This is a genomic window from Verrucosispora sp. WMMC514, from assembly GCF_027497295.1.
GTDB classification, from domain to species: Bacteria; Actinomycetota; Actinomycetes; order Mycobacteriales; family Micromonosporaceae; genus Micromonospora; species Micromonospora palythoicola.
In genome coordinates this window covers 601852-625381 of sequence record NZ_CP114906.1, presented here as the reverse complement: position 1 = coordinate 625381, position 23530 = coordinate 601852, and the positions used below count along the sequence as shown (strand labels likewise).

Below are 23530 nucleotides of genomic sequence, written 5' to 3'. Positions count from 1 at the left end.
AGTCAAGCGCAGCACCGCTCAGCCGCTGCGACCGGCCATGTCGGCGGTCACGTCGTGCCGGGGGGTTGGCCGTGCCAGCGGGCGCGGTAGGCGGCCTCGTGGGTCTCGTGGGCGGTCCGCTCCTCGAAGACCACCGCGCGCAGCGTGTGCCGGGCTTCGGCCATGAAGACGACCTCGGCGAAGACCAGGCCGACGCAGATCGCGGTGAGCAGGCCGAGGGCGACCAGCCCGGGCAGCGGCATGGCGACCGGGATGGCGGCGAGCAGGACGACCAGGGTGGCGACCCGGGTCCAGCTCAGCGTGTGCAGGGTACGGAGCTGGAAGGCCATGTTGCCGAGCAGGTAGAGGAACACCCCGCCGAACAGCATCGGCACGTTCGCCCCGTGGGCCCGCTCGGCGACCGGCACGCCGGGTTCGGCGACGTCGTGCACGATGCCCTCGGCGCCGAGGGCGAACAGGATGATCCCGGCGATCATCGGCAGGTAGAGGTAGGCGTAGGCGTCGCGGGCCATCAGCACCCGGGCGCGACCCAGGCTGGCGTGCAGGGCGATCCGGGCGGCCGGGCCGATCAGGTCGTAGTGCACCCACCACAGGGCGGCGGTGAAGAAGATGCCGAGCACCGCGGCGGTCACCCCGGGCCAGGTCGGCGCCTGGCCGAGCAGGTTGCTGCCGACGCCGACGGAGATCACCGACTCGCCGAGCGCGATGATCAGGATCAGGTCGTACCGTTCGGTCCAGTGCTCCGCCGAGGTGACCTGCCAGCCCCAGGTACGGGCCAGCAGACCGGTGCCGTACTGGAGCAGCACCACGCTCACCCAGAGTGCGTCGCGGACGAGCGCGGCGGTCCCGGCATCGGCGATGTGGGTGGGTAGCAGGGCGGCCACCAGCAGCAGCGCGGTGCTCAGCGCCAACTCGGGGGCGTACCGGAGCAGTTGTCGGCGTTCGGTCGGGTTGTCGCGCACGACGTGCAGGAACAGGATCAGATGGATGGCCCGGATGACCACGTAGCTGACCGCGACCACGACCGGACCCGCCTCCTCCTTGTGGTCCATGAACGCCTGCGGCAGGGACAGGGCGAAGCAGAACAGCGCGGCCATCCCGACGACCATCAGCACCGGCACGAAACCCTCGCCGATGCGGATCCGGGTGGCCACCACCGTGTGCACCACCCAGCACCACCAGAGCACGGCCAGCACCAGTGCGGCGTGCAGCAGTTGGCGGCCGTTGATGTTGGCGGCGGTGGCGCGGGTGATGATGAAGAACGAGAAGACGAAGACCAGGTCGAAGAAGATCTCGAACTTGTCGACCCGGGCGCCGGGCGCGATGCCGACGGCCGGCCCGAGCCGCCCCCGCCAGCCCACGTCGCCCACGGGCTGAGTCTGGCAGCGCCGACCTGGACGTACGCCCGTTTCCGATCAGTCCGGCCGGCGGTACCGCAGGCCGTCCATCAGCAGGTCGAGCAGGCGGCGGGCCTGGTCGCGCTGTTCCCGGCCACCGGCGGCGAGCGAGACTCCGCTGAGCCCGGCGAGGACGTCACCGGGGTCCACGTCCGATCGGACGGTGCCGGCCGCCGCGCCCGCCGCCAGCAGCCGGTCCAGGGCGGCGAGCAGTCGGTCCCGGCTCTGCGCGAACGGGTTGGTGCCGGCGGCGATCACCAGGCGCAGCGCGTCGGCCATCTCCCGCTTGGTGGCGAGGTAGTCGATGAAGCGGTCCATCCAGGCCCGGATCGCCGCCTCCGGCGGCAGTTGGTCGAGCAACTCCGCGGCCGAGTCGCAGAGCCGCTCCAACTCGTTGCGGTAGGCGGCCTCGACCAACGCCTCACGGGTGGGGAAGTGCCGGTAGAGCGTGCCGATGCCGACTCCGGCGTCGCGGGCGATCTGTTCCAGGGTTACCTCCGCACCGGACCGGGAAAACGCCCGGACGGCCGCCTCCAGCAACCGCTGGCGGTTGCGCAGCGCGTCGGCACGCAACGGTCGGGATGGCTGCTCCGGCACGTACTCCTCCTGACGGTCGGCCTCCGTCCGGTTGGCAAACGGAGGACCCTCCGGTTAGCCTGGCGGTAACGGAGGAGCCTCCGCTTCTCATCGTAGTGGCGGACAGAGTCGCCGCACACCTGAGACAAGGATGGATCATGACCATCGGCACACCTGTCAGCACCCCGTTCACCGCCGAGTCCACCGCGCTGGAGGTCGTCGCGGGCATCGACCTCACCGGTCGTCGAGCCGTCGTCACCGGCGGCGGGTCGGGCATCGGTGTGGAGACCGCCCGGGCGCTCGCGTCCGCCGGTGCCGACGTCACCCTCGCCGTCCGCAAGCCCGAGCAGGGGGAGCGAGCGGCGTCGGAGATCATCGGTACGACCGGCAACGACCGGGTCAGCGTCGCCCCGCTCGACCTGGCCGACCCGGCCTCGGTGGCGGCCTTCGTGGCGAACTGGGACGGCCCGCTGCACATCCTGGTCGACAACGCCGGCATCATGGCCTCGCCCGAGATGCGTACCCCGCAGGGCTGGGAGATGCAGTTCGCCACCAACCACCTCGGGCACTTCGCGCTCGCCACCGGGCTGCACCCGGCCCTCGCCGCCGCGCAGGGCGCCCGGATCGTCTCGGTCAGCTCGGCGGCACACCTGCGCTCGCCGGTCGTCTTCGACGACATCAACTTCGAGCGCCGGCCCTACGAGCCGTGGGCCGCGTACGGGCAGTCCAAGACCGCGAACGTCCTCTTCGCCGTCGAGGCGAGCCGGCGCTGGGCGGACGACGGCATCCTGGCCAACGCCCTGCACCCCGGCGCGATCCGCACCAACCTCCAGCGCTACGTGACCGAGGAGGAACTGGCCCGGATGCGCGCCCAGAGCGGCCCGGCCACGGCATCCTGGAAGACCCCGGAGCAGGGTGCCGCCACCTCGATCCTGGTCGCCACCTCGCCCCTGCTCGACGGCGTCGGCGGCCGCTACTTCGAGGACTGCCAACAGGCCGCCCCCCACCAGCCCGGCACCCGCACCGGCGTAGCCCCCTACGCCCTCGACCCCGAATCCGCCCACCGCCTCTGGCAGATCAGCACCCAAACCCTCACCCCCTGACCGCAACCCGGCCCGCGCCCGCCCCTCCGCCGCGCCGATCATGCAGTTGTGGCAGTGGACAGGAAGCGCATAACGCCACGAATCAGGTGCCACAACTGCATGATCGCGGGGGCTGGGTGGGTGGGGACAGCAGGAGCGCCCCGGTCCGGGAGGACCGGGGCGCCCCGCTGGTGCGTTGGGGTTAGAGGCCCAGTTCGGCCTCGAAGTTGCCGGCCTCCAGGCGCTCCTTGACCGCCGTCAGGAAGCGGGCCGCGTCGGCACCGTCGATCAGGCGGTGGTCGTAGGACAGGGCCAGGTAGACCATCTGGCGTACGGCGATGACCTCACCCAGCTCCGGGTCGTTGACCACGACCGGACGCTTGACCACGGCACCCGTACCCAGCATCGCCGACTGTGGCGACGGCACGATCGGGGTGTCGAACAGGGCGCCCCGGCTGCCGGTGTTGGTCAGCGTGAAGGTCGCACCGGCGATCTCGTCCGGGCTGATCTTGTTGGTCCGGGTCCGCTCGGCCAGGTCGGCGACCCGCTTGGCGATGCCGCCCAGGTTGAGGTCACCGGCGTTGTGGATGACCGGCACCAGCAGGCCCCGCTCGGTGTCCACCGCGATGCCGAGGTTCTCGGCGTCCGGGTAGGTGATCGTCCCGCCGTCCAGGTCCATGCTGGCGTTGACGATCGGGTACGCCTGGAGCGCCTCGATGGCCGCGAGGGCGAAGAACGGCAGGAACGACAGCTTGACGCCGTGCCGCTGCTGGAACGACTCCTTGGCCTGCGCCCGCAGCTTGGCGATCTTGGTGACGTCCACCTCGACCACCGTGGTGAGCTGCGCCATCTCGTGCAGCGACGACAGCATCCGCTTGGCGATGGCCGCGCGGATGCGGGGCAGCTTCTCGGTGGTGCCCCGCTTGGCGCTCGGCTGCGGCTTGGCGGCCGGCTTGGCCGGGGCTCCGGCCGTCGGCTGGGCCGCCGGAGCCGGTGCGGCCTTGGCGGCCTTGGCCTGCTCCGCCGCGTCCAGCACGTCCTGCTTGCGGATCCGGCCGCCGACCCCGGTGCCGTTGACCGAGGCGAGGTCCACGTTGTGCTGGCTGGCCAGCTTGCGTACCAGCGGGGTCACGTAACCGGCCGCCTGCTCGCCACCGTTGGACGGTGTCGCCGCGCGTTGCGGTGCCGGAGCCGCCGGCTGCGCCGCCTGCTCCGCCTTGACCGGTTCCTGTGCCGTCTCGGCCTCGGCGGCCGGCTCGTTGTACGACATGCCCGGCGTCGGTTCGGACACCTGCGGCTCCGGCTTCGCCTCGGGCTCGGGCTTCGGCTCCGGCTTGGCCTCCGGCTCGGGCTTGGCCTGCGGCTCGGGCTTCGCCTCCGCTTCGGGCTTCGGCTCCGGCTTCGACTCGGCCGGGGCGCCACCGGCGGCACCGACAACGGCCAGGGTCGCGCCGACCTCGGCGGTCTCGTCCTCGGCGACCTTGATCTCCAGCACGGTACCGGCGACCGGCGAGGGGATCTCGGTGTCGACCTTGTCGGTGGAGACCTCCAGCAGCGGCTCGTCGACCTCGACGGTCTCGCCGACCTGCTTGAGCCAGCGGGTGACCGTACCCTCGGTGACGCTCTCGCCCAGGGCCGGCATCTGCACCGGGGTGCCCTCGCCCGACGGGGCCGCCTGCGCCGGCTGCTCGGCCGGCTGCTCGACGGCCGGCTGCTCCGCCTCGGCCTGCGGCTCCGCCGCCGCCTCGGCGGCCTGCTCGGCGGGAGCCTCCTCCTGCTGCTGCGGGGCGGCTCCACCGCCGGCCGACTCGCCCTCGCCGGAGATCACCGCCAGCTCGCTGCCGACCTCGGCCGTCTCGTCCTCGCCCACCACGATCCGGGTCAGCACCCCGGCCGCCGGGGACGGGATCTCGGTGTCGACCTTGTCGGTGGACACCTCAAGCAGCGGCTCGTCGACCTCGACGGTGTCACCCTCCTGCTTGAGCCAGCGCGTGACGGTGCCCTCGGTGACGCTCTCGCCGAGCCGGGGCATGGTGACCGATACCGGCATGTTCTCCAGACTCCTTCATTTCCCTGGTGGGGGGAGCGCCGCCCGTCGCCGGACGCCGCGGATACGTCGTGATCAGGCGTGCGCGTGCAGCGGCTTGCCGGCAAGAGCGAGGTGCGCCTCGCCCAGGGCCTCGTTCTGCGTCGGGTGGGCGTGCACGAGCTGCGCCACCTCGCCCGGGTACGCCTCCCAGTTGTAGATCAGCTGCGCCTCGCCGACCAGCTCGCCGACCCGCGCGCCGACCATGTGCACGCCGACCACCGGACCGTCCTCGACCCGCACCAGCTTCACGAAACCGGCCGTCTTGAGGATCTGGCTCTTGCCGTTGCCGCCGAGGTTGTAGTTGTAAGTCTTGATCTTGTCCGCGCCGTACTGCTCCTTGGCCTTCGCCTCGGTGAGGCCGACCGACGCCAGCTCCGGGTCGCTGTAGGTGACCCGGGGGATGCCCGCCTCGTCGATCACCGCCGGGTTCTGGCCGGCGATCTCCTCGGCGACGAAGATGCCCTGCTGGAAGCCGCGGTGGGCGAGCTGGAGGCCGGGCACGATGTCGCCCACGGCGTAGACGTTCGGCACGTTGGTGCGCAGCCGCTCGTCGGTCAGCACGTAGCCCCGGTCGACCTTGACGCCCTGCTCCTCGTAGCCGAGGTCGGCGGTGTTCGGGCCCCGGCCGACCGCGACCAGCAGCAGCTCGGCCTCGACGGTGTCGCCACCGGCGATGGTCACCTTCACGCCGCTGTCGGTCTTCTCGACCTTCTCGAACGGCTTGCCGACCTTGAAGTTGATCTTCCGCTTGCGGAAGGCCCGCTCCAGCGCCTTCGACGACTCCTCGTCCTCGGCGGCGACGAGCCGGGGCAGCGCCTCGATGATCGTCACGTCCACCCCGAAGGACTTCCACACGCTGGCGAACTCGACGCCGATCACCCCGCCGCCGAGCACGATCGCCGAGGCGGGGACCCGGTCCAGGGTCAGGGCGTGGTCGCTGGTGATGACCCGCTCGCCGTCGATCTCCAGGCCCGGCAGGCTCTTGGCGTACGACCCGGAGGCCAGCACCACGTTGCGGCCGGTGTACCGCTTGCCGTCCACCTCGACCGCGTTGGGCGCGACCAGCTTGCCGTGCCCCTCGACGATGGTGATCGACTTGTTGCCCTTGAGCATGCCCTGCAGGCCCTTGTAGAGCCGCGAGATCACGCCGTCCTTGTACGAGTTGACCCCGGCCATGTCGATGCCGACCAGCTCGGCCTTGATGCCGAACTGCTCCGACTCGCGGGTCTGGTCGGCGATCTCGGCCGCGTGCAGCAGCGCCTTGGTCGGGATGCATCCGTTGTGCAGGCAGGTGCCCCCGAGCTTGCCCTTCTCCACCAACGCCACGGAAAGGTCCAACTGGGCGGCGCGCAGGGCGGTCGCGTAACCGCCGCTACCACCTCCGAGGATGACGATGTCGAAGGTTGCGTCGTTCGGCTCGCTCACGTCCAACTCCCAGGTCGCTTCGCTGCATCGGGGGTCACGGCGGGGTAACACGGACACACCCCACCTCGGCCATCTTGTCACCACCGCGTCGCACCCGCGTACCGAGGTGCCCAACGACACGTCGCCGCCACGTACCCTTGGCTCTGCCTTCGATACGCCACGACTGGGGAGACGGCTCGGTGGGACTGTTCCGGCGAAGCAAGCGACCACGCGCGGCTGACCCTGACCGTACGGCCAATCGTGCCGATCTGGAGCACCTTGAGAACTTCGTCCGGACCCGTAAGGGCGTCGAGGCGTACATCGAGCCGCGTACCACCGTCACCGAGACGACCGTGATCCTGATCGCCGACGACGGGGAGTGGACCCGACGCCGGATTGACGGGCCGGACGGCGCGCGGCGGTTCGCGTTCCGGCTGAGCATCCCGATCTACGACGTGGCGCTGATGGGCTACCCGCAACGCATGCGCGACTACAACGAGCGCCGCAAACGCCGCCCCGAGCAGTACTGACCCTGCTCCCGCGCCGCGCGCCGCCGCGCGTTGCCGCTGGGAGGCAGCAGTTTCGGGGAAGTTGCCGCCTCCCGGCGCGTGGACACAGCAACTTCCCCGAAACTGATCGAACCTTGCGCAGCCCGCGCAGGGCTCAGCCGTTGGCGGCCACGTCGTCGATCAGGTGGAGCAGGGTGCGGACCGGGACGCCGGTGCCGCCCTTGGTCCAGTAGCCGGTCGCCTCGCCCGTGTGGTACGACGGGCCGGCGATGTCGATGTGTGCCCAGGCGACGTCGTCGGTGACGAACTCGCGCAGGAAGACACCGCCCTGGAGCATGTGACCGGCCCGGTCCATGCCCGCGTTGACCTGCGAGATGTCCGCGACGTCGGAGTCCATGCCCTTGCGCACGTCGTCCGGCAACGGCATCGGCCAGGCCGGCTCGCCGACCGCGTCACCGGCACCACGGACCCGCTCGCACAGCTCGGCGGTACCCATCACGCCGGAGATCCGCTTGCCCAGCGAGACGACCTGACCGCCGGTCAGGGTGGAGGTCTCGAACAGGTAGTCGCAGCCGTCGGCGCAGGCCCGGGCCATCGCGTCGCCGAGGATCATCCGGCCCTCGGCGTCGGTGTTGAGCACCTCCACCTTCTTGCCGTTGAACATGGTGACCACGTCACCCGGCCGGTACGAGGTTCCCGACGGCATGTTCTCCGCCATCGGCACGTACCCGGTCACCGTCACCGACGGCTTCAGCTCGGCCACCGCCAGCATGGTGGCCGCCACCGCCGCCGCACCGGCCATGTCGGACTTCATCTCCCACATGCCCTGGGCCGGCTTGATCGAGATGCCGCCGGTGTCGAAGGTGATGCCCTTGCCGACCAGCGCGACCCGCTTACCGGTGCCGCCACCGGCCGGGGTGTAGGTCAGCTTGACCAGTCGCGGCGGGGCCTCCGAGCCCTGACCGACGGCGATGATGCCGCCGTAGCCGCCCTCGCGCAGGGCGACCTCGTCGAGCACCTCGACCGCCAGCCCGGCCGCCCGGCCGGCCTCGGCCACCGCGTCGGCGAAGGCCGGCGGGCGCAGCTCGTTCGGGGCGATGTTGACCCAGTCGCGGGTACGCCGGACCGCGCCGGCCACCGTGCCGGCCCGGGTCACCTCGGCCTGCGCTGCCGCGTCCGCGGCGTCCGGCACGGCGACGAGCACTTCGGCGACCGGCTCGCGGCGGGTCGGCTGCGGCCGGGTCTTGTACCCGGCGAAGCGGTAACCACCCAGCAGCGCGCCCTCGGCGACCGCGCGCAGCGCGGCGTCGGCGTCGGCGTCGTCCGGCAGCGGCAGCGTCATCGCCACCCGGGAGGCCCCGGCCAGGGCCCGCACGGCGGCGCCCGCCGCCCGGCGCAGCGTCTCCGGGGCGGGCGCCGCGCCGCTGGGCTCCGGGCCGAGGCCGACAGCGGCCAGCACCGGCGCGGTGACCGTGCCCAGCGTCGCCAACTTGATCACCTCGCCGGGACCGCCGGTCGCGCCGAGCAGCGCCAGCGTCTCGGTCAGCTTGCCGTCGAAGGCGGCGGCGATGCTCTCGGCGCCGCTGGCGAGCAGCAGGGTGCCGGCGAGGCCGCGGGTGGCGTCCTGCTCGCCGGTCGTACTGTGCACGCCGATCACGATCGCGTCGACGGCGAGTTCGGCGGGGTCGGTGTCGACCAGGCTCAGGGTGGTGCTGGGCGATGTCACGGAGGCTGCTCCCGGGCGGGCCGGGCCGGTCGCGTGGTGGCGTACCGGCGGTGGAGTTCCCCGGCGGATGATTTACCCGCCGGACGTCATTGCTGCCCCGCCGGGTGATCCGGCGGTCCCGCCGATGCTAACCAGCCCGGTGCGTCCCGGTAAGTTGCCACCCATGACCGAGGTGACCACCGACGCCGCCGCGACCCGGCTGCGTCGTTCTCCGCTGGCCGGCCGGCACACCGCGCTCGGCGCCAAGTTCGCTCCGTTCGGTGGCTGGGAGATGCCCCTGGAGTACGCCGGCGGCGGGGTGCTGCGCGAGCACACCGCGGTGCGTACCGGCGTCGGCGTGTTCGACGTGTCACACCTGGGCAAGGTGCGGGTGACCGGGCCGGGAGCGGCGGAATTCGTCAACGCCTGCCTCAGCAACGACCTGGGGCGCATCGGGCCGGGGCGGGCGCAGTACACCCTGTGCTGCGACGAGGCGACCGGCGGCGTGGTGGACGACATCATCGCCTACCTGCACGCCGACGACCACGTCTTCCTCATCCCGAACGCGGCGAACAGCGCCGAGGTGGTACGCCGGCTGCGCGCCGCCGCGCCGCCGCAGGTCACGGTCACCGACGAGCACGAGGGGTACGCCGTGCTGGCGGTCCAGGGGCCCCGGTCGGCGGACCTGCTGGGCGCGCTCGGCCTGCCCACCGGGCACGGGTACATGAGTTTCTCCCCGGCGGCGCTCGGCCCGGTCGAGCTGACCGTGTGCCGTACCGGCTACACCGGTGAGCTGGGCTACGAGCTGGTGGTGCCGGCCGGTGACGCGGTCGCGGTGTGGGACGCGTTGTTCGCCGCCGAGCCGGCGCCGCAGGCGTGCGGGCTGGCCGCACGGGACACGCTGCGCACCGAGATGGGGTATCCGCTGCACGGACAGGACCTCTCGCTGGAGATCACGCCGGTGCAGGCCCGCTCCGGCTGGGCGGTCGGCTGGGACAAGCCGGCCTTCTGGGGCCGCGACGCGCTGGTCGCGGAGAAGGCCGCCGGTCCGGGGCGTACGCTGCGCGGCCTGGTCGCCGCCGAACGTGCCATCCCTCGCCCCGGCATGGCGGTCTACGCCGGCGACACCCGGGTCGGCACGGTGACCAGCGGCACCTTCAGCCCAACCCGCAAGCAGGGCATCGCCCTCGCCCTGATCGACACCGCCCCCGCCCTCCCCGACGGCGCCGAGCTGCACGTCGACATCCGCAACCGCCGCACCCCCGTCCACCTGACCCGCCCCCCCTTCATCCACCCCTCCGTCAAGTAAGACCGGTCAGGGGGTGGGGGGTTGGCCGGCGTCGAGGACGGCCTGGGTCCAGCCGCCCTCGATGACGCCGTCGGCGTTCAGGACCGCCCAGTCGACGATGTCGGCGACCGCCACGACGACGGGTGCGCCGATGCGAACGGTGGGGTCGGTGTTGGCGTCGCTGGCGCTGGCACCGACGATCCGGTCCGGGGAGTCCCAGTCCGTCACCCCGGCCCAGACGTACTCGGGGCCGTCGTCGCCCGGCAGCCCGTACTTGACCACCAGCTGCGTCTCCGGCGGCAGCTGACCGTCGCGGAACCGGACCCGGATGTCCGCCAGCCCGGCGCGGGCGGTGGCGATCGCCCGGCTCATCGCGTCACCGGAGCGGGCGTACCGCACGTCGGGCTGGATCCCGGAGAAGAGGGTGGCGCAGGCGTTGGCGAAGTACCGCCCGGCGGGACCGGGGTGCCCGGCCGGCGGGCGCAGGCTGAGGAAGGAGTCGGCGTCCGGGTCGGTGGCCGGGTCCAGCTCCAGGCGGAGCAGCACCGGCGCGGTCGCCCCGTGCTGCTCCGGATTGCCGTACGCCACCGCGATGTCGTGGCCGGTCACCGTGGCCAGCACCGGCAGCTGCACGAACGCCGGGATCTCCTCGCCGGCCAACCCGTCGGTCCAGTCCCGCAGCAGGCGCCGGGCGGCACCGGTCATCACCGCGCCCCAGGCCCGGGTGAGATGGTCCGGCACCCCCTGGGTCTGCAACTCCAGCAGGCCGAAGCGGCGCAGCCCCTTGGTGGTGAACCAGAGCCCCTCGGCGTCCGACGAGTAGGGCACCAGCACCCAGTCGACCAGCCGGACCCGGCCCTGCGCGTCGGGCAGCGAGCGCAGCGCCGCGGCCGGGTCGAGGAACTGCAGGCCGAAGACGTCCACCACGTCGCCGCCCACCGCCTCGGCGACCGCCGCGGCGACCGCCCGCGCGGCCCACTCGTGAGCGGGTGGCCAGCCCGGCCGGTACTCCGCCTGCACCACCACCAGGTGGCTCGCGGCGGCCAGCCGGTCCAGTTGCGCCTCGCTGGCCCCGAACGCGGTGAGCAGGTCCGGCGGCAGCTCGGGAAACTCGCCGACGGGCCGGATGTCGACGCTCATCAGCGGACTGTCCAGCATCTGCCGGGCCAGTCCGTACACCGGCTCGGCGAGCCGGCCGGCCAGCTTCTCCACGGCCGTGCGGGCGGTCACCGACGGCAGTCCGGCCGTCGGCACCAGATAGGTCGCGCTCAGCGACTCCGGAACCGGAACGGGCAGGAAGTCGTCGGTGATGAGCATGTCGTCCCCCGGGTGGCCGCGCCGGTGCTGTCGTCGCAGGTACGCTACCCGGCGCCGGGCCACCGACTCAGGCGGACAGCACCAGTCCCAGGTAGACGAGCGTGGTGACCAGCTCGACGGTGGCGCCGAGCACGTCGCCGGTGATCCCGCCGAGGCGGCGTACCACGTGCCGCAGCAGCCCGGCCGCGACGGCGAGCGCCGTCAGCACGACCAGCGGGCCCTGCCACGGCTGGTGCGGCACCGCCGCGACCGCCAGCAGCGCGACGGCGGCGGTGGCGACGACCAGCGCGACAGGGCCGACGGTGCCGGCGACGAGCGCACCCAGCCCCTCCGGTCGCGCCGCCGGCACCCCTCGGCGGCAGGCCAGCGTCACCCCGAGCCGCCCCGCCGCCGTGGCCGTCAGCACGGCCGCGAACACCGCCGGGCGGGACCGGCCGGCCAGCTCGGCCAGCGCGGCGGCCTGCACCAGCAGGACGAGCACCAGGGCGACCACGCCGAAGGGCCCGACGTCTGGCTTCTTCATGATCTCCAGGGCGGCCGGTCCGCGCCGGTACGACCCGAGCGCGTCCACGGTGTCGGCCAGCCCGTCCAGGTGCAGCCCCCGGGTGAGCACCGCCGCCGCCGCGACGGTGACTCCGGCGGCGACCAGCGGCGCGGTGCCGGCGGCCAACAGCAGCAGGATGCCGGCCAGCGGCACACCGAGCAGCGCGCCGACCGCCGGGGCGAGCGTCATCGCCGTGCCGGCGGTGGCCCGGTCGACCCGGCCGACGCGCAGCGGCAGGATGGTGAGGGTGGTCAGCGCCAGCCGCGCCCCGTCGCCGAGCCGCAGCTCAGCCGGCACGTGCGGCGGAGGTCTCCGCCGGCTCCGCGGCCGGCGCGGTGGTGGTCGGGCCGGGACCCTCGGGCTCCGGCTCGTGGAAGTCGGGCTCCGTCTCCTCGATCGGGCCCGGCTCGTCGCCCTCGCTGTCGCCCTCGGGACGGGACGGCAACGCGGCGGCCAACGCCAGCGCCGACCGCAGCAGCGGCAGCACGGTGAGCGCGTTCGCCCCCTCGCCGAGATCGAGCCGCAACCGGGTCAGCGGATCCAGGCCGAGCACGTCGGCGGCGAGCCGGACGGCCGGGTGACCGCCGTCGTCGGCCAGCAGGCACCAGTGCCGGGCCTGTCCGGCCAGGTCCCGGCTGATCAGCGCGGCGGCCACCCCGACGGGGCCGTCCAGCAGCACCGGCAGCCGGCGGGCGGTCGCGCCCAGCAGGATGCCGGTGGCGACGGCGATGTCCCCACCGCCCAACTCGGCGAGCACGTCCATGGCGTTGCGGGCGGAACGACGGGTGCGGTGCAGGGCGTCGCGGACCGCTGCGCAGCGGGCCATCCAGGCCGCGTCGTCGATCTCGCCGCCCGCGGTGACCACCCGGGCCAGCACCGCGGGCGGTTCGGCGCCGGCGGTCGCGGCCAGCACCGCCGCGGCCGTGGCCTCGGTGCCGGCGCCGCACGCGGCCAGCACCAGCAGTTGTACGCCGGCGTCCGCCGCCTCCTCGGCCAGCCGCCAGCCGTGGCGCAGGGCCGAGTCCACCTGATCGACGTCCAGCGCCGGGCCGTGCTCGATGGGCGCGGCGGCGGGGGCGTCCACCACCTGTAGGCTCGCGCCGCTCTCGGCGGCCAGCCGGGCGAGCACGCCCTGCCCGGCTCGGGCCTGCCCGGCGCGGCGGGCCGACTCACCGGCCGTCGTGCCGGCGGCGACGCCGCCCGCGTGGTCACCGTGCACCAGCAGCACCCGCACCGACCGCCACGGGGCCGGGGTGGGGGTGCCCTGGGTGGCGGCGGCGAACAAGACGACCTGCTCCAGCGCACCGAGCCCGGCGCCCGGCACGTCCAGGCTCGCCAGCCGGTCGACGGCCTGCGGCCCGGCGTACTCGTCGGGCATGGGCAGTTCCATGCCGGGCTGGATGACCAGGCCGGTCGCGACCAGCGGGAGGGCCGTGGTGGGCGCTGTCCAGCCGGTGCCGACGGTCTCGGCAGCGGGCTCGGCGGGGAGCTGCGGCAAGGTCACCGGCGGCGAGTCGGGGAGCTGCGGCCTGGTCACCGGCGGCGAGTCGGGCGGCGGCGGAGCGTCGGGGGTCTCCGACGACTCACCGGTCGGCCCGGCCTGAGCGGGCACCGTGGCGGCTACGGCCGACGGGGCGGAAGCGGCAGGTGGCGCGTCGGAGAGCGCGGGTGGTACGACGGCGGGCTTCAACCGGCACGGCTGGCCGGCGACCACCAGGACCACCGTGTCGCAGGCGTCGGCGACCGCGCGGTTGACCGCGCCGAGGGCGTCGGTGAACGCCCGGCCCAGCGGTGTGGTGGGTACCAGGGAGAGCCCGACCTCGGGGCTGACCAGCACCAACCGCGCGGCGCAGGACCGCACGGCGGCGGCCAGTTCGTCGATGGTGGCGGTGTCGTCGGCCGGCTGGTGCGCCGGGTCGAGCAGGACCGTCACCCAGCCGCCGAGGTCGTCGACGAGCAGGGTGTCCTCCGGCCGGGCGGTGGAGATCACGTCGGCGAGTCGACGTGGGTCGGTCGCGGTCTCCTCGGTGCTCCAGGTCGCGGGCCGGCGGGCGCGGTGCGCGGCGAGGCGCGCGGCCCACTCGGGGTCGTCCCCCCGGTCGGCGGCGGTCGCCAGGTAGCGGACCGTGGACGCGTCGGCGACCAGGGACTCGGCGAACTCCGACTTGCCGGACCGGATGCCGCCGAGGACCAGAAGCGTGTTCCACCCGTCAAGGGACATGCTGCGTACCTTACGTCCAGCGGGCGGGTCGGCGGACCGCAGGTAGGGCAGCGCGCCGCCGGCCCGCGATGCGGTCAGAGCCGGTCGGGGGACTGGTACCTGACGTCGTTGGGGTTGACGTCCGCCGGCTTCGGATCCTCCTGCCAGGCCCCCTCGCCGGGGCGGGCCTGCAGGGCGTCGATGAGTTCCTCCCGGTCCATCTCCCGCGCGCCTTCGATGCCGCCGCGCATCGCGATGTCGCGCAGTTCCGCCGTGTCCATCTGCGGGATCGGTGTCGTCATTGTCGCCTCCTGTGCGTCGGGTTCCCGAACGACATACCCGGCCGCGGCAGGCTCAGTCTCGCCCGGGCGTCGTCCGGGCCGCCGATCGCCGCCCGTGGCCCGGTCGGCGGCGCTGCGGTACGACTACGCTGGCGGAGGTCCGCCCCAAGGGGCAGCAGCGGCGAGGGGAGACGCGCACATGGCGTGGAGCTGGCGGTACGAGGGCGCGAACGGCGAGTCGGTCGAGGGGCCGGCCGAGTCGTTCGCCAGCCAGGCGGATGCCGAGTCCTGGATCGGTCAGACCTGGCGGGAACTCGCGGCGTCCGGCGTCACCTCGGTCGCGCTCCTGGAGGACGATCGGGTGGAGTACCGGATGAGCCTGCAGCCCGTGGCCGAGTGATGACGCCCCGGGACTCCGAGCCGCTGGTGCTCGGGGTGCCCCGGGCGGCCTTCCGGCCCAGCCCGGTCTTCCTGGCGCTTGTCGCTCTGCTGGTGACCAGCGCCGTGCTGACCTGGCACGGGATCGGCAACGTCCGGCTCACCGTGTTCGGCTTCGTCGTCTCCGGCTGGCTGGTCTCGTTGTGCCTGCACGAGTACGCCCACGCGGTGGTGGCGTACCGCAGCGGTGACCGGGGGGTGGCCCACCGCGGCTACCTGACCCTGAACCCGTTGAAGTACAGCCACCCGTTGTTGTCCATCGCGCTGCCGGTGGTGGTCGTGCTGCTCGGCGGCATCGGTCTGCCCGGTGGCGCGGTCTGGGTGGACCGGCACGTCATCCCGGGGCGGTTGCGGCACACCCTGGTCAGCCTCGCGGGACCCGCCACGAACGTGCTGTTCGCACTCGTGCTGGTGGCGGTGCTGCGGCTCGGCGCGGGCGGTGGTGGACCGGTGGAGTTCTGGGCGGCGGTGGCCCTGCTGGCCTTCCTCCAGATCACCGCGAGCCTGCTCAACCTGCTGCCGGTGCCCGGGTTGGACGGTGGAAACATGATCCAGCCGTGGCTGACCTCGCCGTATCGGCGGATGTACGACCTGTTCGCGCCGTACGGGTTCATCCTGCTCTTCGCGTTGCTGTGGAACCCGACGATCGGTGGCTGGTTCTTCACCGCCGTCTTCGCCATCGGCGACCTGCTCGGCCTGCCGCCGTGGCTGTACGCGACCGGTCTGGACCTGGTCCGCTTCTGGCAGGGCTGAGCACGGCCCGGCGGAGGCGTCCGCCCGGCCGACGTGCGCTACGCCGGCCGGGCGGGACGGGTCAGGGCCGCTCGGCCGGCGACTCGGTGCGCGCCGGGTCCCGCTCGGTCACCGGCTCGACGATCTCGTCGATCGCCTTGAGCAGGCCGGCGTCGAGCTTGACACCGGCCGCCTTGACGTTGTCGTGCACCTGCTCGGGGCGCGAGGCGCCGATGATGGCCGACGACACGTTGGGGTTCTGCAGCACCCAGGCGATGGCCAGCTGGGGCATGGTCAGCCCGGCCTGGTCGGCCAGCGGCTTGAGCTGCTGCACCCGGGTCAGCACGTCGTCGGTCAGCCACTTGGCGATGAAGCCGGCACCTGACTTCTCGTCGGTGGCCCGGGAACCGGCCGGCGGTGGCTGGCCGGGCAGGTACTTGCCGGAGAGCACCCCCTGGGCCATCGGCGACCAGACGATCTGCCCGAGGCCCAACTCCTCGCTGGTGGGGATGACCTCGCTCTCGATGACCCGCCAGAGCATCGAGTACTGCGGCTGGCTGGACACCAGCGGGATGCGCAGCTCCCGGGCGAGGCCGTGCGCCTCGCGGATCTGCGATGCCTTCCACTCGGAGACGCCGATGTAGTGCGCCTTGCCGGAGTGCACGACGTCGGCGAAGGCCTCCATCGTCTCTTCCAGCGGGGTGCTGTAGTCGTACCGGTGGGCCTGGTAGAGGTCCACGTAGTCGGTACGCAGCCGACGCAGCGATCCGTTGATCGACTCCATGATGTGCTTCCGGGACAGGCCCCGGTCGTTGCGACCCGGCCCGGTGGGCCAGTACACCTTGGTGAAGATCTCCAGACCCTCGCGCCGCTCCTGCTCGAGCGCCCGGCCGAGGACGTCCTCGGCGCGGGTGCCGGCGTAGACGTCGGCGGTGTCGAAGGTGGTGATGCCGGCGTCGAGGGCGGCTCGCACGCAGGCGAACGCCGCTTCCTCCTCGACCTGCGAACCGTGGGTGATCCAGTTGCCGTACGAGATCTCACTGACCATGAGGCCGGAGCGGCCCAGGTGTCGGAATTCCATGCTCTGACCCTAGCCCGCCCTGGTGGACCCGGCAGGCGACGGTGATCAGTCGGGGTCGGACAGCAGGGCGTGGCGCAGGCTGCGGCCGAGCCAGCGGCGGAAGGTGTCCTCGCGCCACCCGCGTTCCAGCACCAGCGCGCCGTAGTGCGCCGGGTCGTTGTAGAACCACACCTCGTCGATGGCGGTCTCGACGTCGGAGCCCTGGCGCAACCGCGCGTCCAGGGCGCCCATCCGCTCGATGACCATCGTCGCGCCGAGCCGGCGGTTGCGCAGCAGCGTCCGCCAGACCTCGGCCACCTCGGGGCTGCCGTCGGCGGCCCGCCGGACGGTCTCGAACACCCGGGTGGTCCGCGCGCCGATCAGGGTGCAGACCCCGGCGTACGCGTCGAGTACCGCACCACCGGTGGTGGCCTCCCACACCGGCCGGTACCAGGGGCGTTGCGCCACCGGCACCGGCTCGTCGTCGCCGGCGAGCGCCTCGTCGAGCACCTGGCGCAGCAGCGCCGCCTTCGAGCCGAACGCGGCGAACACGGTGGGTCGGGCCACCCCGGCCGCGGCTGCCACGTCGGCCAGCGAGGTGCCTGTGTAGCCGCGGGCGACGAAGAGTTCGGTCGCCGCCGCGACCACGGCCTGTCGGGTACGACGGGCGTTCTCCTCGCGGATCCGGGACCGGTACGGCCTGGTCGGTTTTCCGTCCTTGACTTCATCCATGGCGTCGTCATACTAGCAATGTATTCACTAGACTCTCAGCTATCGAATAGCAACTGACTATCCAATAGCTCGATGTCCAGCGAAGTTTCGTCGTCACCGGGGAGGCACCCATGTCCGTCCATCCGTTCGTACGTCGGCCCGACGAGGGGGAGGCGTACTGGTTCCTGGGCAACCTGGTCACCGTCAAGGCCACCGGCGCGCAGACCGGCGGTCGGCTCACCGCTGTCGAGTTCGTCAACCCGCCCGGCTTCGCCCCGCCACTGCACCGGCACCAGGTCGAGGACGAGATGTTCTACCTGCTGTCCGGCACCGCCACGTTCTACTGCGACGACGCGGTGCTGACCGCCGCACCCGGCGATTTCGTGCTGCTACCGGCGGGCCTGCCGCACACCTTCGTGGTCGGTCCGGACGAACCGCTGCGGGTGCTGCAACTGACCACCCCCGCCGGCTTCGAGGAGTACGTCGCCGAGGTCGGGGTGCCGGCGGCGGAGCGTCGGCTGCCGGACCCGGCACCGGTCGACCCGGCCGCGCTCGGACACGCCTCCGCGCGGCACGGGATCGAACTGCTGGGCCCACCCCCCGGCCACCAGCCGACGGGCCCGGCCCACCAACCGACCCACCGGCCAGTACCGTGACCGCCTCGGGCGCACCTTCGGACGGGTCGAGGACCGGTAGCGCCGGTGACGGCGCGCGGCGCCGGAGGACCGTCTTCCGCATCCCCGGATACGAGCGCACTCCCGGCACCGGCGCCTCCGCGCACCACCGGGGCGTGCCGGGTCCCCGCACCGGACGCCGCCACCCGTGCCGGGTGGGACCCAAGACCGGTCAGGCCCGGACGCGGCCGGTGGCGCCGGCCTGATCCCGCGCCGGGACGCGACCGCCGGTGGCCGTGCGGCGCCAGGCGGTCGGGTCGCCGACCTCAGAGCACCGGGTTGGCGTCGGCGAGCAGTCCGTCGATCTCGGCGACCACCGCGCCCGGGTGGTGGAACATCGGGTCGATCAACGACTCGCCACGCCGGTCCAGGGCACCCCAGTTCCCGGCGCTGTTGGTGGCCAGGAAGGCGACCGGGTGGATCAGCAACGCCGGATGTGCCGGCGCGACGATCACCTGGCCGCTCCGGTCCACCACGCCCTTGCGGCCCGCCAGGTCCACCACGGCCAGCCCTTCCTCGGTGAAGCCGTCGACGTGGTGGCCGTCGGCCAGGGTGGTGTGGAAGCCGTGGTAGCGGGTCGGCACCACGATCCGGCCGGTGCGGTCGACGGCGCCCCAGCCCTCCCGGCGGACCACCGCCACACCCTTGTGGAACGGCCGCACGTCGGCGAAGCCCGGCGGCACCGCCACCGTGCCGGTGGCGTCGACGGCGTGCCAACCGCTCTCGTCGCGCACCACCCAGGCCAGGCCGTCGGAGAACGGCCGAGCCGCCAGGTAGGTCGGTTCGAGCACCGTCTCACCGGCCACGTTGATCAATGACCAGCGGTCGGTCTGCGGTCCGCGTACCCAGGCCAGACCGTCCCGGAACGGCTGCGCCTCCGCGTACCGGGCGGGCACCACCATGTCGCCCTCGGCGTCCGCATAGCCCCACAGGCCCTGGCCGCCGTCGCGCGCCGGCACCGGAGTGCGGTCGCGCTCCAACACCTCGTCCCAACTGCGCGGGTACGGCCCGAAGCCGCCCTCCTCGGCTCGGCTGGCGACCGCGTCGAGGCCGGTCCGGACCCGGTCCAGCAACTCGGCGTCCTGCTCGCCGCGCAGGTCGAGAGCTCGCTCGAAGTGATGGCAGGCCTCGATCAGCCGGCCCTGGTCGTAACAGCAGCGGGCGGCGTGCTCGTGCAGCGCCGCGCGGAGCCGGTCGGGCAGCTCGATCGAGTTGGCCTCCGCGAACAGCCGGTCGGCCTCGGCGAATTCGCCCCGCCAGCGCAGGACGTGGGCCAGCCGGGCCTGGGCGAGCGCGGCCCGGCGCAACTCACCGGTCGCCTCGGCGTAGGTCAGCGCCATCCGGCCGTCGGCCAGCGCGTCGTCCAGGTCGTTGAGGACCCGCGAGGCGACCGCGCGCAGGCTCAGCAGCCGGGCGCGGGACCGGTTGTCCAGCGCCGAGGCGAGTTTCTCGGTGAGTCGCTCCCGGACCTCGCGCAGCTCCGCCGGGTCGTCGACGGTCTCCCGCAGGGTCACCGGGTCGAGGCGCCAGCGGAAGCGGGCCAGCACCTGTTCGGGATCGGCCGGTGGTTCCGGTGCCGGCTCGTCGTCGGTCGCGTCCGCGGCGTCCGGCTCGTCGGCGGCCGGGAGCCCGGAGTCGGCCGAGGGATCGAGCATCGCGTCGACCGGGCCGCTGCCATTGCCGACGTCATCCGACGCGGTGCCGGCAGCACCCTCGACGGCCTCGCCGGAGCGCCGGGTGTCACCGCCCGCCGCGCCGTCGGGCCCGGTGGGGTAACCGAGCTGAGCCTGGTCGTCCGCTGGCTCAGGGTCACCGGTCGGAGGGGGAGCCGGCGGCGTCGACACCGGCACGGCCGAGACCGGCGCACCGAGGTCGGGCCCGCCGGGAGCCCCGGAGACCGGCGGCGCCGACACCGGGGGCGCCGTGGGCGGTGTCCCGGCAGCCGGCGTGGTGACCGGTGGCTGCGAGACGGCGGCGGGTGCGGAGACCGGCGGCTCCGGGACCGGCGGTGGCGACGCGGGCGGTGCCGAGACCGGGGTCGCCGGTGCCGGTGGTGTGGCGGCCGGGCGATCGGGCGGTGGCGGTGCGGACGGTGCCGGGCCCGGAGGGGCCGAGACCGGCGGCGCGGACGCCGCGACGTCGGGCGGTACGAGGTGGGGTGGCACCGGCCGGTCCGGCGCGGCGTAGCCGCCTGGTGCCGACACGGGTTCGGCGAGCCGCTCGGGGCCGGGTGGTGCCGACACGGGTTCGGCGAGCGGCTCGGGGCCGGGTGGTGCGGGCTCCGCCCTTGGCGGCGCTGCGGTGGACGAGGCCTGCGTCGCGGCGGGCGGCTCGGTGGTGGGCCCGAACCAGCTCTGCGGACCATCGGCGGGGGGACGGGTGGGTCCGGGCGTCGACGGCTCGGGCGCTGGCGGCACGTACCGGGTGGGCTGGCGGGCCGGCGGTGCGGTCGGCACCTCGGAAGAGCTGCCGGCGAGATCGGGTCGCACCCCCGGCGGCGGTCCCACCGGTGCCGGATCGGCGACGGCCCCGGACATCCGCCCCGACGGTGCGGGCACAGCGGGGTGGCTGGGTGGTGCGGAGACCGGTCGGTGAGTTGGTGGTGCGGAGACCGGACGGGCCGGGGGCGGAGCGACGGGTGGTACGGCGGCCACCGAGGGTGCCGGTGTCGGTGGTGGCGAGGCGACGACCGGCTGATCGTGCAGGGGAGCGGGACGTACCTGGTGCTCGTGCAACGGCGCGGGACGTACCTCGTGCTGGTGCAGCGGTGCCGGTCGGACGGCGTCCCCCGTCGGTGCCCGGTCGGCAGCGGCGGCGGCCGCCGGCCGTTCCCGGTCCTGGCCGGGAAGGTCGGTCCGGTTGCGGTCGGGGCGGCCGACCGGTGCCCGGTCCGGCTTCAGGTCTTCGACCGGTGCGGCAGCACGACGGTGTGGCGCGGGGTCGACCCCCGGCTGAAGGTGCTGCGGAGCGGGGGAGACGGGCCGGGCCCGGCCGGCTGCGGGTGAGACGGGACGGTCCCGCTCCGGGGCGGGAGAGACGGGATGGTCCGGCACCACCGACAGGTGACGGCGGCGCGGATCCTGGTCGGGTGCCCCGGAGACCGGGCGCTCGGGGTCGGGCAGCGCGGCGGCTGGCCGGTCGACGAACCGCTCCGGTTCGGGGCCGTCCGGTGGGCCGCCCGCCCGCCGGTCGGCATCCCGCTCCTGCGGAGTCGGCCGCTGGTACTCGCGATGGTCCCGACCGCTGCTCGGCCGCAAGGGTCCGGGCGCCGGCCAGGGCAGGTCGCCGCGCGGCGGAGCGCCGTACTCCTGCGGATCCGACGTCGACGGCTGCGGGCCACCCCACCGGCGGTTGCGGTCCGGGCGGGCCCACTCGTCGGACGCGGTGCGGACCGGTTCGTCGTCGACGTAGCCGTCCGGGTATGGCGCGGCGTCCGGGTCGCCGCCGCCGACGAAGTCACCGCGGTAACCGTCGACCACCGGGCCGTCGGCGCGGGCCGGCTGCCCGGGGTGGTGACTCCACTGGTAGCGGGGACGTTGGGAGACGTCCCCGGGCGGCCGGCGGTCGACGCCGTCGGCCGGGCGGTGTGCGGCGGCGGGCCGACGCTCCTCGTCCGTCTCCGCCACCCAGCCGGGCTCCGGGCGGGCGGCCGGGGACACCGGTGTCCCACGCCGGTACTCGTCGCGGCCGGTCGGTTCGGCGCGGCGGCGCGGCCGATCCGGGTACGACTCGGGCTCGCGCTGGCCCCGTCGCTCCGGTTCGGGTCGCGGGTACCGGTCGTCGCGCCGATCCGGGTCACGTCGTTCGGGCTCCCGGCCGGCGTACCGCTGCGGGTCGCGTCGCGCGTACCGGTCGGGATCGCGCTGGTCGCGGGCGCGGTCCGGGTCGCGTCGGTCGGACTCGCGCGGGTCCCGGCGATCCACGTACCGGTCCGGGTCACGCCGGTCGCGGCGCGGCGGCGCGCCGGCGCCCGAGGCCTGCGGCCCGAAGTCCGACCAGACGACCCCGTCACGGCTGCGGGGAGCATCGTCGTACGAACGCCGCCCCTCGGACCGGGAGCCGGGTGGCACCGACCGCTCGTACGGTTGCGCACCGTTCGGGCTCCCGGTGGGTCGACGGTCGGGGACGTCGTGCCGGCCCGGCCAGCCGTCCGGCTCGTCGTCCCAGGACCGGCCGACGTAGGTGCCGTCGGGCCGGGTCGGCGCGAGCGGCGGCACCTCGGCGCGTCCGACGGCGCTCGCCCGACCTCGTGGGGGCGGTGGCTGGTGCTCGACACCGATGTCACCCGGGTAACGCTGGCCGGGGAACTGCGGCTGCCATTCGCTCGTCGGCTCGACGACCCAGGACGGCTCGGCGGGATCGTGCCACCGGTCGGCGTAGCCGCGACTCATCCTTCGGACCTGTCGCTGCGGACGGGACGCCGCGGGCAGGCGCCGCATGTCGCGACACGCGGCGCGGGAGCCCGTCCGACGGAACCGCGACGACCGAGCCGTGCACCACGGCCCGTGCCGGAGCCCAGGGCCGGCGCCCGCCCGCTCACGGTCGCGCCCCGGTGGTCGGCTCGCGTCCGCTCGCTCACGGCGATGTCACCTCGTCGGAAATGGTCGCGCTGGGCACCCCGGAGGCCGACAAAATCGCTTGTCCGGGCACCGGATGGCTGCGCATGGAGGGTAACGGCGCGGGCTCGGTCACCGCCACTGCGGCACCCTCGTCAACCCAAACGTTATCCTATTGATCCGGACATTTATCCCTATGCCGGTATCGGACTTCCGACGCTGCCACACCCACCGTCAGCCGCTCGTCGCCGGGCCGGGCGTACGGCGCGGGCCGGACCCGCGGTCAGACCTGATCGCCGATGGCGACCCGTGGCTCCGGCGAACGCAGCTTGCGGAAGGTGATCGCCCGCATGATCGCGTAGAGGTACAGCGAACCCATCCGCTGGGTGGACTTCGGGAACCGCTCGCGGACCAGCTTCTTGATCTTGCGCGAGATGAGCACCGAGTCGACGACCACGCCCAGCGCCAGCGCACCCCAGAGCAGGTTGGAGGCCAGCCGGATCACCGGGGGCATCGCCTGGTTCGAGCCGATCAGCACCACCAGCGCGCCACCGAAGAACCAGGTGCCGACGGTACGCCGGGAGTCGACCACGTTGCGGGCCAGCAGCCGCTCCGGCCCCCGGTCGCGTGGGCCACCCTCCCGCCGGAACTCCGCGGCCGCCTCGGCTCGACGCTGCCGGCGTACCGCCTTCGCCTCGTCCTTGCTCAGCGGCTTCGTCGCCCCGGCGGGTCGACGCCCGGTCACGGGCCGCTTGGGCGTCTCCCGGCCCTTGGCCGGGGTGTAGGCACGGGACCGAGCCGCCTCGGCCGCCTCCTCCTGCGCCGGGGTCAGCGGCTCGGTGGCGGGATCGGCGAGGTCGGCGGACTTGCGACGAAACAGCGACGGCACGCGGCAAGGGTAGCCAACGCCGCGCGCCCGCCGCACATCGCGGTGCGGCGAACGCGCGGCGGGTGGCGCCTCGGGCCG

The 23530-nt window shown here is 73.7% G+C and carries 19 protein-coding genes; 6 read left to right on the top strand and 13 right to left on the bottom strand.

The features are described 5' to 3' along the window. Positions 1-47: 47 nt before the first annotated feature. Both O7597_RS02705 and O7597_RS02700 read right to left on the bottom strand, forming a co-directional pair. Positions 48-1370 (bottom strand): low temperature requirement protein A, encoded by a 1323-nt coding sequence (locus O7597_RS02705; protein ID WP_269737570.1) that lies wholly within the window; start codon positions 1368-1370, stop codon positions 48-50. Between the two features lie 45 nt (positions 1371-1415). Beyond that, positions 1416-1994, bottom strand: a complete 579-nt coding sequence (locus tag O7597_RS02700) for a TetR/AcrR family transcriptional regulator (protein ID WP_269737569.1) — start codon at positions 1992-1994, stop codon at positions 1416-1418. Positions 1995-2131: 137 nt separating this feature from the next. Here O7597_RS02700 and O7597_RS02695 point away from each other — a divergent pair, with 137 nt between their 5' ends. Continuing rightward, positions 2132-3076, top strand: coding sequence for an SDR family NAD(P)-dependent oxidoreductase (locus O7597_RS02695; protein ID WP_281581924.1), 945 nt, complete (start codon positions 2132-2134; stop codon positions 3074-3076). 181 nt (positions 3077-3257) lie between these two features. On the opposite strand, the gene sucB is transcribed toward O7597_RS02695, so the two are convergent. Then, positions 3258-5105, bottom strand: coding sequence for a 2-oxoglutarate dehydrogenase, E2 component, dihydrolipoamide succinyltransferase (sucB, locus tag O7597_RS02690; RefSeq protein ID WP_281581923.1), 1848 nt, complete (start codon positions 5103-5105; stop codon positions 3258-3260). Between the two features lie 72 nt (positions 5106-5177). Further along, positions 5178-6569, bottom strand: a complete 1392-nt coding sequence (gene lpdA, locus O7597_RS02685; RefSeq protein ID WP_269737565.1) for a dihydrolipoyl dehydrogenase — start codon at positions 6567-6569, stop codon at positions 5178-5180. A 179-nt stretch (positions 6570-6748) separates the two neighbouring features. Between lpdA and O7597_RS02680 the strand changes: the two genes are divergently transcribed. After that, positions 6749-7078 (top strand): hypothetical protein, encoded by a 330-nt coding sequence (locus tag O7597_RS02680; protein WP_269737564.1) that lies wholly within the window; start codon positions 6749-6751, stop codon positions 7076-7078. A 133-nt stretch (positions 7079-7211) separates the two neighbouring features. Here O7597_RS02680 and O7597_RS02675 read toward each other — a convergent pair whose 3' ends face one another. Further along, positions 7212-8783: a leucyl aminopeptidase gene (locus tag O7597_RS02675; RefSeq protein WP_281581922.1), complete on the bottom strand. Its 1572-nt coding sequence runs from the start codon at positions 8781-8783 to the stop codon at positions 7212-7214. 163 nt (positions 8784-8946) lie between these two features. Between O7597_RS02675 and gcvT the strand changes: the two genes are divergently transcribed. Then, entirely contained in the window at positions 8947-10071 is a 1125-nt protein-coding gene (gcvT, locus tag O7597_RS02670) for a glycine cleavage system aminomethyltransferase GcvT (RefSeq protein WP_281581921.1), read from the top strand. A 6-nt stretch (positions 10072-10077) separates the two neighbouring features. On the opposite strand, the gene O7597_RS02665 is transcribed toward gcvT, so the two are convergent. From O7597_RS02665 to O7597_RS02650, 4 genes are all read right to left on the bottom strand, one after another. Further along, positions 10078-11367, bottom strand: coding sequence for a DUF2314 domain-containing protein (locus O7597_RS02665; protein ID WP_281581920.1), 1290 nt, complete (start codon positions 11365-11367; stop codon positions 10078-10080). A 67-nt stretch (positions 11368-11434) separates the two neighbouring features. Beyond that, positions 11435-12208 (bottom strand): adenosylcobinamide-GDP ribazoletransferase, encoded by a 774-nt coding sequence (locus O7597_RS02660; protein WP_281581919.1) that lies wholly within the window; start codon positions 12206-12208, stop codon positions 11435-11437. After that, the gene (gene cobU / locus O7597_RS02655) at positions 12198-14132 is read right to left on the bottom strand and encodes a bifunctional adenosylcobinamide kinase/adenosylcobinamide-phosphate guanylyltransferase (RefSeq protein ID WP_281581918.1); all 1935 of its coding nucleotides are present in this window, start codon (positions 14130-14132) and stop codon (positions 12198-12200) included. The genes O7597_RS02660 and cobU overlap by 11 nt, the downstream gene beginning before the upstream one ends. Positions 14133-14206: 74 nt before the next feature. Next, positions 14207-14413, bottom strand: coding sequence for a Rho termination factor N-terminal domain-containing protein (locus tag O7597_RS02650; RefSeq protein WP_281581917.1), 207 nt, complete (start codon positions 14411-14413; stop codon positions 14207-14209). Between the two features lie 178 nt (positions 14414-14591). On the opposite strand from O7597_RS02650, the gene O7597_RS02645 reads away from it, so the two are divergent. Together O7597_RS02645 and O7597_RS02640 are read left to right on the top strand one after the other, a co-directional pair. Beyond that, positions 14592-14792, top strand: a complete 201-nt coding sequence (locus O7597_RS02645) for a hypothetical protein (protein ID WP_269737557.1) — start codon at positions 14592-14594, stop codon at positions 14790-14792. Further along, a complete protein-coding gene (locus tag O7597_RS02640) occupies positions 14792-15583 on the top strand; it encodes a site-2 protease family protein (protein ID WP_281581916.1) in 792 nt (263 codons plus the stop codon). Before O7597_RS02645 ends, O7597_RS02640 begins: the two co-directional genes overlap by 1 nt. 61 nt (positions 15584-15644) lie before the next feature. Here O7597_RS02640 and O7597_RS02635 read toward each other — a convergent pair whose 3' ends face one another. Together O7597_RS02635 and O7597_RS02630 are read right to left on the bottom strand one after the other, a co-directional pair. Then, entirely contained in the window at positions 15645-16643 is a 999-nt protein-coding gene (locus O7597_RS02635; RefSeq protein WP_281581915.1) for an aldo/keto reductase family protein, read from the bottom strand. A 45-nt stretch (positions 16644-16688) separates the two neighbouring features. Then, the gene (locus O7597_RS02630; RefSeq protein ID WP_269737554.1) at positions 16689-17354 is read right to left on the bottom strand and encodes a TetR/AcrR family transcriptional regulator; all 666 of its coding nucleotides are present in this window, start codon (positions 17352-17354) and stop codon (positions 16689-16691) included. 110 nt (positions 17355-17464) lie between these two features. Here O7597_RS02630 and O7597_RS02625 point away from each other — a divergent pair, with 110 nt between their 5' ends. After that, positions 17465-17989, top strand: a complete 525-nt coding sequence (locus O7597_RS02625) for a quercetin 2,3-dioxygenase (RefSeq protein ID WP_281581914.1) — start codon at positions 17465-17467, stop codon at positions 17987-17989. A 284-nt stretch (positions 17990-18273) separates the two neighbouring features. Here the strand turns inward: O7597_RS02625 and O7597_RS02620 are convergent, their stop codons facing one another. Next, positions 18274-22398: a WG repeat-containing protein gene (locus O7597_RS02620; RefSeq protein WP_281581913.1), complete on the bottom strand. Its 4125-nt coding sequence runs from the start codon at positions 22396-22398 to the stop codon at positions 18274-18276. Between the two features lie 448 nt (positions 22399-22846). Beyond that, the gene (locus O7597_RS02615; protein ID WP_269737551.1) at positions 22847-23452 is read right to left on the bottom strand and encodes a DUF3043 domain-containing protein; all 606 of its coding nucleotides are present in this window, start codon (positions 23450-23452) and stop codon (positions 22847-22849) included. Positions 23453-23530: the final 78 nt, after the last annotated feature.